This is a genomic window from Myxococcus sp. SDU36, from assembly GCF_030168875.1.
Classification (GTDB): domain Bacteria; phylum Myxococcota; class Myxococcia; order Myxococcales; family Myxococcaceae; genus Myxococcus; species Myxococcus vastator.
In genome coordinates this window covers 2,629,907-2,643,706 of record NZ_CP077414.1, presented here as the reverse complement: position 1 = coordinate 2,643,706, position 13,800 = coordinate 2,629,907, and the positions used below count along the sequence as shown (strand labels likewise).

Annotated in this window: 13 protein-coding genes; 3 read left to right on the top strand and 10 right to left on the bottom strand. The window is 69.8% G+C overall.

Annotated elements, in window-relative coordinates:
- Position 1: 1 nt before the first annotated feature.
- Positions 2 to 220 (top strand): DUF3185 family protein, encoded by a 219-nt coding sequence (locus tag KGD87_RS10230; protein ID WP_284667273.1) that lies wholly within the window; start codon positions 2 to 4, stop codon positions 218 to 220.
- Positions 221 to 361: 141 nt separating this feature from the next.
- Here the strand turns inward: KGD87_RS10230 and fghA are convergent, their stop codons facing one another.
- From fghA to KGD87_RS10205, 5 genes are all read right to left on the bottom strand, one after another.
- Entirely contained in the window at positions 362 to 1,213 is an 852-nt protein-coding gene (fghA, locus tag KGD87_RS10225; RefSeq protein ID WP_284667272.1) for an S-formylglutathione hydrolase, read from the bottom strand.
- Positions 1,210 to 2,322 (bottom strand): S-(hydroxymethyl)glutathione dehydrogenase/class III alcohol dehydrogenase, encoded by a 1,113-nt coding sequence (locus KGD87_RS10220; protein ID WP_176414996.1) that lies wholly within the window; start codon positions 2,320 to 2,322, stop codon positions 1,210 to 1,212. The genes fghA and KGD87_RS10220 overlap by 4 nt, the downstream gene beginning before the upstream one ends.
- Before the next feature lie 158 nt (positions 2,323 to 2,480).
- Positions 2,481 to 3,266: a tetratricopeptide repeat protein gene (locus tag KGD87_RS10215; RefSeq protein ID WP_284667271.1), complete on the bottom strand. Its 786-nt coding sequence runs from the start codon at positions 3,264 to 3,266 to the stop codon at positions 2,481 to 2,483.
- A 148-nt stretch (positions 3,267 to 3,414) separates the two neighbouring features.
- Positions 3,415 to 4,614: a metallophosphoesterase gene (locus tag KGD87_RS10210; protein ID WP_284668612.1), complete on the bottom strand. Its 1,200-nt coding sequence runs from the start codon at positions 4,612 to 4,614 to the stop codon at positions 3,415 to 3,417.
- Positions 4,615 to 4,719: 105 nt separating this feature from the next.
- A complete protein-coding gene (locus KGD87_RS10205; protein ID WP_284667270.1) occupies positions 4,720 to 5,241 on the bottom strand; it encodes a hypothetical protein in 522 nt (173 codons plus the stop codon).
- Between the two features lie 160 nt (positions 5,242 to 5,401).
- Here KGD87_RS10205 and KGD87_RS10200 point away from each other — a divergent pair, with 160 nt between their 5' ends.
- A complete protein-coding gene (locus KGD87_RS10200) occupies positions 5,402 to 6,721 on the top strand; it encodes a lipoprotein N-acyltransferase Lnb domain-containing protein (protein WP_284667269.1) in 1,320 nt (439 codons plus the stop codon).
- Here the strand turns inward: KGD87_RS10200 and KGD87_RS10195 are convergent.
- Positions 6,699 to 8,030 (bottom strand): sensor histidine kinase, encoded by a 1,332-nt coding sequence (locus KGD87_RS10195; RefSeq protein WP_284667268.1) that lies wholly within the window; start codon positions 8,028 to 8,030, stop codon positions 6,699 to 6,701. The genes KGD87_RS10200 and KGD87_RS10195 overlap by 23 nt on opposite strands.
- A 19-nt stretch (positions 8,031 to 8,049) precedes the next feature.
- Between KGD87_RS10195 and KGD87_RS10190 the strand changes: the two genes are divergently transcribed.
- Positions 8,050 to 8,604: a response regulator gene (locus tag KGD87_RS10190; RefSeq protein ID WP_284667267.1), complete on the top strand. Its 555-nt coding sequence runs from the start codon at positions 8,050 to 8,052 to the stop codon at positions 8,602 to 8,604.
- A 12-nt stretch (positions 8,605 to 8,616) separates the two neighbouring features.
- On the opposite strand, the gene KGD87_RS10185 is transcribed toward KGD87_RS10190, so the two are convergent.
- Genes KGD87_RS10185 through KGD87_RS10170 form a run of 4 tightly spaced genes read right to left on the bottom strand, consistent with a single transcriptional unit; the run spans position 8,617 to position 13,376 of the window.
- Positions 8,617 to 9,822, bottom strand: a complete 1,206-nt coding sequence (locus tag KGD87_RS10185; protein WP_284667266.1) for an ABC transporter permease — start codon at positions 9,820 to 9,822, stop codon at positions 8,617 to 8,619.
- A 27-nt stretch (positions 9,823 to 9,849) separates the two neighbouring features.
- Positions 9,850 to 11,298: an efflux RND transporter periplasmic adaptor subunit gene (locus tag KGD87_RS10180; RefSeq protein WP_284667265.1), complete on the bottom strand. Its 1,449-nt coding sequence runs from the start codon at positions 11,296 to 11,298 to the stop codon at positions 9,850 to 9,852.
- Positions 11,299 to 11,343: 45 nt separating this feature from the next.
- On the bottom strand, positions 11,344 to 12,090 hold the full coding sequence (locus KGD87_RS10175; RefSeq protein ID WP_284667264.1) for an ABC transporter ATP-binding protein: 747 nt from the start codon (positions 12,088 to 12,090) through the stop codon (positions 11,344 to 11,346).
- On the bottom strand, positions 12,087 to 13,376 hold the full coding sequence (locus KGD87_RS10170; protein WP_350102519.1) for a TolC family protein: 1,290 nt from the start codon (positions 13,374 to 13,376) through the stop codon (positions 12,087 to 12,089). Before KGD87_RS10170 ends, KGD87_RS10175 begins: the two co-directional genes overlap by 4 nt.
- Positions 13,377 to 13,800: the final 424 nt, after the last annotated feature.

The window sequence follows — 13,800 nt, the reverse complement described above, 5'->3', positions numbered from 1 at the left end:
CGTGAGCGTCGTCCGGTTGCTGGGTGTCATGCTCGCCATCGCGGGCGCCGTTTTGCTCTGGTCTGGGCTCAATGCTCGGGACTCGCTCGCGGAGCGGGCCACGGAGTTGTTCACCGGCCGGAACACGGACCGCACCACGCTGTATCTGGCGGGTGGCGGCGCGGCGTTGGTGGGCGGAATCCTGATGGTGCTCGCGGGCGGAGGCAGACGGCGGCGCTGAGCCGGGCGTCGCGCGGCGATTCGTAGCGGATCGTCGAGCCACCGGAGCGGTCCTCCTCGACGACGGCGTGGGCCCCGTGGCGACAGTGGACATGCGCCGTCACCGCGCGCACGGGGCTCAAGCGAAGGACTGGCGTTTCGCCTACGCGTTCAGCAGCGCGGCGTGGTGGCGGAGGTGGTCCTCCATGAAGGTGGAGACGAAGTAGTAGCCGTGGTCGTACCCTTCCTGGATGCGCAGCGTGAGGGGCTGGCCCACCGCGTCGCAGGCCTCACGCAGCAGCTCCGGCCGGAGCTGTTCCGCGAGGAACTTGTCCGCCGTTCCCTGGTCCACCAGCAGCGGCGGCAGGCGGACCTTGCTGGACCGCAGCAGCTCCGTGGCGTCGTAGTCCCGCCACGCCTCCGGGTTGTCGCCCAGGTAGCCGGTGAAGGCCTTCTGCCCCCAGGGCACGCGCATGGGCGCGGCGATGGGCGCGAACGCGGACACGGAGCGGTAGCGCCCCGGGTTGCGCAGCGCCGTCACCAACGCGCCGTGGCCACCCATGGAGTGACCGAAGATGCCCTCACGGTCCGCCTGGGCGGGGAAGTGCGCGGCGATGAGCGCCGGCAGCTCCCGGGTGATGTACGTCCCCATGCGGTAGCGCGCCGACCACGGCTGCTGCGTGGCATCCAGGTAGAAGCCCGCACCCACGCCGAAGTCCCATGACGCCTCCTCGCCCGCATAGCCCGCGCCACGCGGACTGGTGTCCGGTGCCACCAGCATCAACCCCAGCTCCGCGGCCACGCGCTGGGCGCCGCCCTTGATGAGGAAGGTCTCCTCGGTGCATGTGAGGCCGGCGAGGTAGTAGAGCACCGGCACCTGCCGCTCCCGCGCCTGGGGCGGAACGAAGATGCCGAAGCGCATGTCGCCGCCGCACGCCTCGGAGGCATGCCGGTAGAAGCCGACGGTGCCCCCATGGGAGCGGTGCTCGCTCAGCAGGGTGGGGGCCGCCGTCATGAGTACTTCACCACGCTGCGGATGGACTCTCCGCGGTGCATCAGGTCGAAGCCCTTGTTGATGTCCTCGAGCTTCAGCGTGTGGGTGATGAGGTCGTCGACGTTGATCTTCCCGTTCATGTACCAGTCGACGATCTGCGGCACGTCCGTGCGGCCACGCGCGCCGCCGAAGGCGCTGCCCTTCCACACGCGCCCGGTGACGAGCTGGAACGGACGGGTGCGGATCTCCTGCCCCGCGCCGGCCACGCCGATGATGATGCTCTCACCCCAGCCGCGGTGGCAGCACTCCAGCGCCTGGCGCATGGTGTTCACGTTGCCAATGCACTCGAAGCTGTAGTCCGCGCCGCCGCCCGTGAGGTTGACGAGGTACGGCACCAGGTCCTCGCCAATCTCCTTCGGGTTGACGAAGTGGGTGAGGCCGAACTTCTCCGCCATCGCCTTGCGGCCGTTGTTGATGTCCACGCCGACAATCATGTCGGCGCCCACCATGCGGGCCGCCTGCACCACGTTCAGGCCGATGCCACCCAGACCGAACACCACCACCTTGGCGCCGGCCTCCACCTTCGCCGTGTACACGACGGCGCCAATGCCCGTCGTCACGCCGCAGCCGATGTAGCAGACCTTGTCGAAGGGGGCGTCCTCGCGAATCTTCGCGACGGCGATCTCCGGCAGCACCGTGAACTGCGCGAAGGTGGACGTGCCCATGTAGTGGTGCACCGGCTTGCCGTGCAGGCTGAAGCGGCTGGTGCCGTCCGGCATCAGGCCCTTGCCCTGCGTGGCGCGGATGGCCGTGCACAGGTTCGTCTTCTGGGACAGGCACGACTTACACTGGCGGCACTCGGGCGTGTAGAGCGGGATGACGTGGTCGCCCTTCTTCACCGACGTGACGCCGGGCCCGACGTCCACGATGATGCCGGCGCCCTCGTGGCCCATGATGGCGGGGAACAGTCCCTCCGGATCCTGCCCGGACATGGTGAAGTCATCCGTGTGGCAGAGGCCGGTGGCCTTCAGCTCGACGAGCACTTCGCCCGCCTTGGGGCCTTCGAGCTGCACCGTTTCGATGCTCAAGGGCTTGCCTGCCTCGAGCGCTACCGCTGCGCGGACGTCCATGGTTCTTCTCCTCGAATCGTTGAGGCGGCGCAGGTTAGGTCAGCGAGCCCTGGACCGCGGGCCAAAAAGTCAGCGGGCCGCCATAGGCTGAAACACGAAGGGCCCGGAACCGGCTCGCGGTCCCAGGCCCCGTGGACTGTCCAGAAGGTCGCGGTGGGCTACGGCGCGGGCGCCGCCGCCTTCGCGGCCTTCTGTGCCTCACCGAACTTCTTCGTCATCTCCGCGAACTGCAGCTGGTACTCGTCCATGCGCTTCTGGTGCTCCTCGGCGCGGGCGGTCGCTTCGGCGACGACTTCCTTGTTCTTCGCGTTCTCAGCCACCTCGGACAGCGCCATCTCCTTCTGCTGCCGCTCGAACTCCATCAGCCGGCCCATCACCACGCGCTTGTTGAGATAGGTGTTGGCGGAGTTGGGGTTGATGGCGAGGACCTGGTCGTAATAGCTGAGCGACTTCTCCAGGGACTCCTTGAGGATGGGCGCACCCATGGAGCGGGCGCCGCCGCGCTGCGCGTAGATCTCCGCGATCCACCCGAGCGACGCCTCGTCCTTCGGCTCCAGCTTGAGGGCCTCGTTGAAGTACTTCTCGGCCTCCTCGGTGGTGCCGCCGGTCATGTGCATGCTGGCCAGCGTCCGGTAGATCTCCGCCTTCTCCGCGGGCGTCGTCTTGAACTCGCCCATCTTCAGGACGGCCTCGGAGGCCTCGTTCATCTCCCCCAGCTGCATGTGGGCGAAGGCCTTCTTCTCCCAGACCTTCTCCTGCTTGGGGTCCGCCTGGAGCGACAGCGCGTAGGCCGCGGCGGCTTCCTTGAACTCCTTCTTGCTCAGGTGGTTGCTGCCGGCGATGCGGTGCTTCTTCGCGGTGTCGTCCTCGGCCTTACACCCGACGACGGCACCACCCAGCGCGAGCGCTCCGACCAGCAGACCCACTTTTCCCAGGCGCTTCATATGTGTGCCTCTCAAGATTTTTGGAGGACCCACCCTCACGGGTCCTGATTTTGCGGGGAGCATACCCGAAGTCGAGCCGCCGGGGCCCTTCGCCCGCTGGCCTGCTCCCTGGTGAGCAGGCAGGCCGCGCATGGGATGTCCCAGTGCGTCATGCCGTCAGCACGAGCTTCACCAGCTCCGGCGGGCTGCCGACGCGCATGGGCGGTCCCCAGAAGCCGCAGCCTCGGCTGACGTAGATGTTCGAGCCACCGTGCGCGTACAGCCCCGCGGAGTGCTCCCACGCCAGACCAATCAACAGGGTCATGGGCATGAGCTGTCCACCGTGGGTGTGCCCCGAAATCTGCAGGTCCACGCCGCGTTCGGCCGCCACCTTGAAGTTCGCCGGCTGGTGCGCCAGCAGCACCGCGGCGCGGTCGGGATTCCGCCCCGCGAGCGCCTGGTCCAGGTCGTAGCCCTTCTTGTTGCGCCGCCGGCCGCCGCTCCAGTCGTCCACGCCCACCAGGTCGAAGGAGGCGCCCTTGTCACCAATGGAGACGTGCCGGTTGCGCAGCACCTCGATGCCGAGTGACTCCAGGAACGCGGACCACTCCTCGTCGCCGGAGGAGTAGTCGTGGTTGCCGGTGACGAAGTAGCTGCCGTAGCGGGACTTCAGCGCGGCGAGCGCGGCGACGTGGCCGCCGAGCGAACCCACGTCACCGTCCACCAGGTCTCCGGTGATGGCGAACAGGTCCGGGCGCAGCGAGTTGGCCTGCTGGACCAGGGCGTCCATGTAACGCCGCTGGATGAAGTGGCCCACGTGGATGTCGGTGAGCTGCACGATGGTGAGCCCGTCCAGCGCCTTGGGCAGCTTGGGAATCTTCACGGCCAGCTCGGTGACGAGCGGCGGTGAGAAGGCACGCCAGCTTCCATAGGTGGCCAGTCCGCCGCCCGCGATGAAGGCGCTTCCCGCCACGGCCTGCCCCAGGAAGCGGCGCCGGTCTTCGTCCATCTCGGTGCTGGGCACGGGCGTGACAGGCGCGGGCGAGGCGTGAGGCCGCAGCCGCCTCGTCAGGGCCGCGAGTCCCTGGCCCACGTCCGTCATGAGCAGGGCGACGACGAGGCAGAGCGCCACGCCCATCCACGTGTACACCGCCATGGTGAGCAGCCCCTCGGCGCTCTCCGGAAGCAGGTCCAGCACGGTGCGCCGGTTCCCCAGCACGCCCGTCATCAACACGAGCGCGCCGATGGACAGCAGCCGAGGCAGGCGGCCAGGCAGCAGGCGCCGCACCAGCCGACGGTACAGGTACAGATGGCCCAGCACCGCGCCGAGCCCGATGAGCATCGAAAAGGAGAAGAGTCGCACCGGCAGGAATGAGGGACCGCGGGAGAAGCCACACGGTACCACGGCTCGGCTCACGGTCAGCGGGGCTCCTGGGGGACCGCTCGGCGCAGCGGAGCCGTCCCCTCGGCGACGTCAGAGCACCCAGGCTCGCCGGGTGTTCACGTCGCTCTTGAAGCGGTAGTAGGGGTTGCCCGAGTCCTGCACGATGAGGGTCTCCGTCCCGTCGTCCAGGATGGCGGTGACCCGGATGTCGTTCAGGTTCCAGTTGTCACCGGTCTCAAAGGGGTTCGACTGCCCGGATTGAAACCGGATCGCGAACTCGCGCATGTTGCTGTAGAGGACGAGCGCGGGGAGCTCGACGTCCACGGTGCGCGTCGACCCGTTGGGCCAGCTCACGCCGTTGTTCAGGTTCTGGCTGATGGAGACGTGGCTGCCATTGAGCGCCGTGTAGCTGAACTCGGCGAAGGCGTTGCTCGCCTGGCGCAGGTCGTCGCTTCCAGTGACGATGCGCACACGAAGGTGCGTCACCTGCCGGTCCCCATCCACGGCGTGTGCCTTGCCAGGAGTCATGACGAGCAGGGCGATGGCCAGCGTGGCCGTAAAGGCCGCCGCGAAGCGCCTGGAATACGTGTTCGGAGTGTGGGTCGTGTTCATGTGGGACTTCTCCATGCCAATTCGGAGCTGGGGTGTGTGTCATTGACTCGGTGCACGAGGCTCGCGAGCCGATGGGGACCCTGCCTTGACGCGCTTCGCGTGAACACTGCCAATCTTTTTGCACTGCCCGGACCCCGCTGGCGTGGGGCATTGCGCTGGGATGGCGAGACACGCGGTGCTCATCCTGGTCGTGGCCCTGCTTCGCGCGGCGGCGTTCGCCGCGCCCCCACCCGAGGGCTTTGGCGGGCAGCCGGAGTCCCTGCGCATCCGGCTGGTGACCATTGGCCCCGGCGCGGACGTGCACCAGCGCTTCGGTCACAGCGCGCTGTGGGTCGAGGACACGCGCCTGGAGACAGGCCTCCTCTACAGCTATGGCACGACGTCCATCGCGGATGGGGGGCCGGTCCGCTTCCTCCTGGGCCAGCCGACGTTCTGGGCGGCGCGCCTGCCTGTGGAGCGGACCTTCCTGCTGTACCGCGCGCTGGCGCGGTCCATTGACGTGCAGGACCTGTCGCTCACGGTGGCGCAGCGTCAGCGGCTCCTGGCGCGGCTGGAGCGTGACGTCCAGCCCGCCTCGCGTGAATATGCCTATCACCCGCTCAGGGACAACTGTGCGACGCGGGTGCGGGATGTCCTTGATGAGGCCTTGGGTGGCGCGCTCCGGGAAGCGCTCACGGCGCCGGCGCGCGCCACCCAGCGAGCGCTCCTCCGGCGATATGTCCAGACGCAGCCGGTGTCGGAGCTGCTCCTGATGTCATGGCTGAACGACGCCGTGGACGCGCCCGCGACCCAATGGGAGGCGGCCTTCCTTCCTCGGGAGCTCGCCAGGCTGCTCATGGGGGTGTCCTACGTGGATGGCTCTGGCAGGCGCATCCCGTTGGTAACGCGCGAGGGGGGCTCGTCCCCGTCTAGTGACGGGTCCGCTCCTGTTGGCGCCGGCTGGGAGGGGGCCGCCGCCTGGGGACCTGGGGTTGGAGGCGCGGCCCTGGCCGTCATCCTCGCGCTCCTGCGCGGGCGCGGCACGCACCGGATGTTCCAGGTTCTCTTCGGCCTCTATCACGCCGTGTTCGGGCTCACGCTCGGCGCGGCGGGCGTGGCGCTGGGTGGGTTGATGCTGCTCTCCAGGCTCGACGTCATGCAGCGCAATGAGAACCTGCTGTTCGCCAATCCGCTTGCCTTCGCGTTGCTTCCGCTGGGCATCCTCATGATGTCCGGCAGCGAGCGCGCGGAGCGCTGGGCACGCGGATGCGTCTGGCTGCTCGTGGCGGGCTCGCTGCTCGCGGTGGTGCTCAAGCTCTTGCCCTCATTCGACCAGGACAACCGCGGGCCCATGGCCTTGTGGCTGGTGGCGAACCTGGGACTGGGGCTCGCTCACGTCTGGCGGTTGCGCCGGCTGTCCGTTGCGCCTGTCTGCGCGGTGGGGCCCGCCGCGGAGGAGAGGGAAGGGGCCCGCGGAGCTACCCGCTGGAGGGCAGCGTGACTTCGACCCGTGCGCCTCCCTCGGGCGGGTTGCAGGCGCGCAAGGTGCCGCCGCTTGCCTCGACGAGCCCGCTCACCAGGAGCATGCCCAGTCCAGACCCCTCTGGCTTGGTCGTGCCGCCTCGGGGGCGCTCCCCCTCCAGCAGCCCTGGCTGGAAGCCCGGTCCGTCATCGCTCACGCTGAGCAGGACGCGGTGCAGCGCCGGGTTCGGAGCCACGCTGATTCGCACCGTGCGCGCGCCTTGCTGGCCATCGCCTTCACAGGCGTTCACGAACAGGTTGGTGACCACGTGCGTGAGCCCGCGCTCTCCGCCAACAACGCGGACGCAGACGTCGTTGGCGGCACGCGCCAGTCCCGCTGTTCCTTCCAGTTCGAACCGGACCCGGGCGAACCTCGTCTGGACGACCTCCACGGCGCGGCGCAGCGTGGCGCTCACGTTCACCGCCGTCGCATCTTCAATCAGGGTCAGCTCGCCCAGCGTCCGGGTCTTCACGCTCTCGATGAAGCGGGTCAGCTCACCCAGGTCCTGGACCAGGGCGCTCGCATGGCCGGGCGCGCTGGCGCCCATGGGCTCGCGGAGGAGGAGGTCGGCGCGCAGCCTCGCCGCGGACAGCAACGTGCGCACGTCGTGGTGCTCGCGCAGCAGCGCCCGCAGGTTCGTGCGCGCACGCTCGATGTGGGCGCTCGCGGTCCCGGCCTCGAGCACCAGCCGCCGTGCGATGCCACAAATCACCGAGGCGACGACGCCCGCGCTGCCGATGAAGATGAACAGGAGCAGCAGTTCCTTCGCCCCGTAGGTGGCCTTCCCGGCATTGACGTGGAGGTCGAGCGCCGTCAGGCCCCCCATCAACAGGAGGTTGGCCGCCGTCCCAATCCACGCGGCCGGGGGCGACAGCCGCAGCGCGGTGATGAAGGCCACCGCGATGGCCGCCGCGGGGTCCGGCATTCGCAGCAGTCCGGTGTAGTGCGGGCCGTGCCAGAGCACCGTGGAGAGGAGGGACGCGTGGGCGAAGACGGCGTCCAGCACCGTGGAGGCCACGAGCAGCTTCGCGCCAAACATCCGCCGCCGGGCCGCCCACAGCGCCATCGCCGACACCGCGATGCTGCCCAGCAGCAGGGGAAGCTGGAGCCATGCCGCCGCGGCGCCGCCCTCGGCGCGGGCTCCACCCAGCGCCAGGAAGCGCGCCAGGATGAGGGCACAGAAGACCATCCGGACCCCGCTGACCAGCGCTTCGCCCACGTTCGAAGCGTCGGACAGGACCCGCCGCGCCATCTGCTCCAGCGTCGGCGGTCGAGGACTCAAGGGCATTCATGGTAGGTTGCCATGGGTGGGGCGAATCCGACATCTCCTGGTCGTCGAGGACGCCTCGTGTCTGGCGCGTGCGATCGAGGAGGCGCTGCGCGCTCGCGTCGAGCGGTGCACCCATGCGGCTTCGCTCGCCGCGGCGCGTCAGGTCCTCCAGCATGATGCGCCCGACGCCGTCATCCTGGATGTCAGCCTCCCGGATGGAGAGAGCATCGAGCTGCTGGCGCCGCTGTGTGCGCTGGAGCCGCTGCCGCACGTCATCGCCATCAGCGGGACGGCGACGGCGGAGCAGGCCTTCCAACTGGCGCAGGCGGGCGTGCGTGCCTTCCTTCCCAAGCCGCTGGACCTCGCGCGGCTGGAGTCCGTCTGGCTGGAGACGTTGGCGCGTCCCCCCGACCTGGTCACCGCGCTCCGGGCGAGCGCGGGACGGGTGCCGCTGCACGGCTTCGAGAGCCTCGTCCGCGACACGTTGGTGGACGAGGCCCTGGCGAAGTCCGACGGGAGCGTGCGCGGGGCCGCGAAGCTGCTCCGCATCTCACGTCAGCTCCTCCAGCACATCCTCAGCGGCCGGAAGTAGGACGCCAGGTCGCTACTCGTACCGGAGCGACTCGATGGGCGCGAGGCTCGCCGCGCGGCGCGCTGGCCAGATGCCGAAGAACACGCCCACTGTCGCGGAGAAGGCGATGGCCACGATGATGGCCTCGGGCGCCACCACCACCGTCCAGCCCGCCATGCGCTGGAGCATCGCCGCGCCGCCAATGCCCAGCAGGAGGCCCAGCGTCCCTCCGGCCAGGCACAGCACCAGCGACTCCACGAGGAACTGGAGCATGATGTCCATGCCGGTGGCGCCCAGCGCCTTGCGCAGGCCAATCTCGCGCGTGCGCTCCGTCACCGACACCAGCATGATGTTCATGATGCCAATGCCTCCCACCAGCAGGGAGATGGCGGCGATGCCGGCCAGCAGCAGGGAGAACGTCTGCGTCGTCTCCTGCATGGTGTTGAGCAGCGAGGCCTGGTCGCGGATGTTGAAGTCCGCGGGCTGCTCCGGGCGCAGCCGGTGCTCCCGCCGGAGCTTCTGGTCTATCTCCGCCATCGCGTCGTCCATGGACGTGTCGCTCACGGCCTGCACGGCGATGGAGCGGATGCGGTCGCTGCCCATGACGCGGAACTGCGCGGTGGACAGCGGGATGTAGAGGCTCTCATCCGGGTTGTTGAAGCCCTGCGCGCCCTTTTCGGCCAGCACGCCAATGACCTCGAAGGGAATGCCCCGGATGCGGATGGACTCGCCCACCAGGGACGCGGTGTCCGTCAGGCCCAGCTGCGCGCCCGCCAGCGCGCCCAGCACCACCACCCGGCGGCGGCCCTTGTCCTCCGCGTCCGTGAAGAGCCGGCCAGTCGTCATCTCCCCCTGGTTGACGCGGAAGTAGTCCGGCCAGGTGCCCACGACGGACAGGTTCGCGTTCTTCGCGCCGTGCTCCACCTGGAAGCGCGATTCGATCTCCGGCGCGACGGCCTGGATGTGGCGCGCGTTCTCCCGAAGGGCCTCCGCGTCGTCGATGGTCATCGACGCCTGGGCGCGAATCATGCCGCCCGTGAAGGCCTGACCTGGGCGCACCGTGAGGACGTTGGTGCCCAGTCCCTGGAGCCGCTGGGCCACCGAGCGCTGCGCTCCTTCGCCCAGCGCGACCATGGTGATGACGGCCGCGATGCCGATGACGATGCCCAGCATGGTCAGCAGCGACCGCAGCTTGTTGGCGAGGACCGCATCGAATGCGACCCGGATGATTTCACCCATGACGTGTCCTCCTCGTTGGCGTGGGGGTTAGCGCGGTCCGCGCGGGCCGCCACCCGCGCCGGGAATCACGCCGCTCGTCCTCTGGCGCATCCGCTCGGTGCTCTGCTGCTGCTGCTGCTGGAGCTTCGCCACCGTGATGAGCACCACCTCCTCGCCTTCCTCCAGGCCACGCACCACCTCCGTGCTCTCCCAGTCGCTCATCCCCAGGGTGACGCGCCGGGGCTGCGGGCCGGTGGGGCCCTGCACGAAGACGACGCCCTGCCGCGTGTCCGTCGCGCCCTGGACCTCCTCGCGAGCCCGGCGGCCCGCGCGGCCCTGGCCTCCGCCGCCCTGGCCTTCCCCCATGCCACCCTGGCTCCGGGCGGGCACCGCGCCCGGCCCGGCGCCGCTTCCCACCGCGGCGGTGGCGCCCACGCCGGCCTCTCCCACGGCCGACACCGTCGTCGCGTCGGACGGCGCGCCCGGGGTGCTCGGAGCTCCCGGCGGCCGCATCACCGCGCGCAGCGCTTCTTCGGAGACACCCACCGCGGCGGCCGCGGTCCGGGCATCCCGTACGCCCACCACCGCGCTGTTGGGCACGGTGAGGGCGTTGCGCCGGCGGGAGATTTCAATGGCCACCTCCGCGTTCATGCCCGGCCGCAGCAGGCCGTCCGGGTTGTCCATCCGCACCAGCACCGGGAAGAGGGTGACGTTCTGCTCCACCAGGGCCTGCGGCTCAATCTTCACCACCTCGCCGATGAAGGTGCGGCCCGGGTAGGCCTCCATGGTGACGCGCGCCTTCTGGCCGGGCTTGATCTGCCCGACGTCCGTCTCGTCCACCTTGGCGCGCACCTGCATCACCGACAGGTCCGCCATCTTGAACAGCGCGGTGCCACCGGACACGTTGTTGGTGGCGGAGGCGATGATGACGCCCGGCTGGATGGTCCGCTCCAGGATGGTGCCGGGGCTGCGCGCGATGATGGTGACGTCCCGGCTGCGCTCACGCGCCAGCTGGAGGTTCGTCTCCGCCCGCACCTTGGTGGCCCGCGCCGTCGCGGACGCGTCCACGGCCGTCTCGTATTCCTGCTGCGTGACGTAGCCGTCCTTGCGCAGCGTCTCCATGCGCTGGCGCTGGGCCTCCGTCGTGTTCAGCCGCACCCGCGCGGACTCCAGGTCGGCCTGGGCCTGCGCCAGCGCGTTCTGCACGTCGCGCGGCTCGATCTCCGCCAGCAGCGTGCCCTTGGCCACGGTGTCGCCCGTGTCGTGGTGGACCTTCAGCACTTCACCGGAGGCCTGGGACTTCACCTCCACGACGCGCAGCGGCTCCACCAGGCCCGCGGACTCGGCCACCACTTCCATGTCCCGGCGCTCCACCACGGCCACCGCCGCCGAGCGCTCGTTCGTCTGGGGCTCCTCGCCGCGCTGGGTGACGTACACCCCCGCGCCGAGAAGAAGCGCCGCGCTGCCTGAGATGATCCACTTCTTCGTCTTGCTCACGACGACCTCCCGTTCCCTGTCCCACGCAGCGCGCGTGGCGAAAATTCAGTCCCGATTCCGCTCGTCCCGCTCGATGACGCCGTCCTTCAGGAACAGCACCCGCCGCGCATGCGCCGCGATGTCCGCCTCGTGGGTGACGATCATCAGCGTCTGCCCCTGGCTGTGCAGCTCGCCGAAGAGGGCCATGATCTCCTCGCCCGTGCGGCTGTCCAGCGCGCCCGTGGGCTCGTCCGCCAGCAGCAGGGCGGGCTGCGTCACCAGCGCGCGGGCAATGGCCACGCGCTGACGCTGGCCGCCGGACAGCTCGTTGGGCCGGTGGTCCATCCGCGCGCCCAGGCCCACCTTGTCCAGCATCGCCGCCGCGCGCTCGCGCCGCTCCTTCCTGGGCATGCGCGCGTAGATGAGCGGCAGGGCCACGTTGTCCAGCGCGGAGGCGCGGGGCAGCAGGTTGAAGCTCTGGAACACGAAGCCCAGCTCGCGGTTGCGGATGCGGGCCAGCGCGTTCTCCGACATGCCCGCCACCGGCTGGCCGTTGAGCCAGTACTGGCCGGCGCTGGGGACGTCCAGGCAGCCGATGAGGTTCATGAAGGTGGACTTGCCGGAGCCGGACGGGCCCATGACGGCCACGTATTCGTTGCGGTGGATGGTGAGGTCCACGCCGCGCAGCGCGCGCACCACCTCGGAGCCCATCGTGTAGTCCTTGCGCAGGCCCTCCACGCGGATGACGACGCCGGAGATGTCCCGCGCCGGGCCCGCGCCCGCCTGCTGCTGGGTATCCGTGGACGTGCTCACAGCGGCCTCCCCGCGAGCGCTTCCAGCTCCGCGCGCGCAATCCGGTAGTCGAAGCGGGAGGCCACCAGGTTGATCTCCGCCGTCACCAGATTCTCCTGGGACGTCAGCAGCTCGATGATGGTCGTGGCGCCCAGCTTGTAGCGCTCCTGCTGCACCTTCAGGTCCTCCTGGGCCACCGCGACGGACTCGGTGGCCAGGGCGATGCGATTCGACGCCAGCTTGAGCTGGTTCAGGGACGTGCCCACGCTCGAGCGCAGCACGCGCCGGGTATCAGACAGCGTGGCCTGGGCCACCGACGCCTGCGTCCGCGCATTCACCACGCGCTCCTCGCGAACGAAGCCATCGAAGATGGGGTACGACAGGCCCATCCGGACCGACCAGCTCGTGCGGCCGCCGATGAAGGCGGGCTCGTCATTGAACCAGTCATAACCGCCGGACAGCCGCACCGTGGGCAGGTAGGACGACCGGGCCACCTTCACGCTGGCTTCGGCCGCCCGCAGGTCCGCCTCCGCGGCCTGGATGGACGGCGCCTGGGCGGTGATTTCGTCGGTCAGCGCCTCGTCGGTGAGCGCGAAGGTGGACACGTCCTGGAGCTCCAACGGCTGGGCGTCCACCGGGCCATCCTCGCCGATGAGCCGGCCCAGCGACAGGGCCGCCGCGGCGTGCTGGGTCTGCGCGGAGAGCAGCGCCTCCTGCGCGGAGGTGAGGTCGTACTTCGCCCGCAGCACGTCGGAGCGCGTCGCCGAGCCCACCGCCAGTCGCCGGTCCGCGGCCTCCGCGTTCTGCTTCGCCCGCTCGATGCGGGACACGGCGACCTCTTCCAGGCCCCCGGCGCGGAGGACTTCGTAGTAGGAGCGCTCCACGTCGAGCACCGCGGACGCGCGCTGCGCAATCAGTCCGGCCCGCGCGGCGCTGGAGCGCGCCTGGGCCTGCTTGCTGGTGGCGCCGCGCTGGCCGCCGGTGAAGACGTTCCACGAGCCCGACACGCCGGCGCTGTACGTGTCGCTGGGCGCGTTGAACACCACGCCCGTGTTGGGGTCCAGGCGCTGGCTGCTGGCCAGCGAGCCGTTCGCGTTGGCGGACAGGTTGGGCAGGTAGGCACCAAACGCGCTGCGCTCGGCGGCCCCTGTCGTGAGGACCGCCCCGGCGGCTTGCGCCACCTGGGGGCTCGTCTTCAGCGCCCGGGCGATGGCCTCCTCCAGGGAGACTGTCGTCATCGTCGCCTGGGCCAGACCCACGCCGGGCGCCGTCACCAGCCCGAGGAAGCCCAGGGCCAGGGCCGTCATCCGGTAGGGTTGCCGCTTCCACCACGGTGTCTGTGCGTTTTTCATCGCAAGCCGGACCACTGCATGTGCCTTGCCACGGTCCAACTCCCTGAAATGTGGAGGGAAGGTGGCGCCGGGGCTGCGGGAACCGCAGCGCGAGTGCGGATTCCGCATGCGAGGCCGGCCATCTTCGCATGCACACCTCGGTGGCCCCTGGGGCCCGCGCGAGCGAGCCTGGACAGCGAGCCTGGGCCCCGTGATTGCACAGGGCAGAGGCGACAGGTGGGCGCGCCGAGGTTCCGTGCCTGCTCCTCCGCTCTGCCAGCGGCCACATGGCCGCCCTCCACCCCCCGGAGAACGCCTCATGCCCCCGCTCATGCTCGGACGACCGACGGCTCCCAAGGCGCGCGGCGCCGATAGAAGAGGGTGCGGATTCCGCACTCCG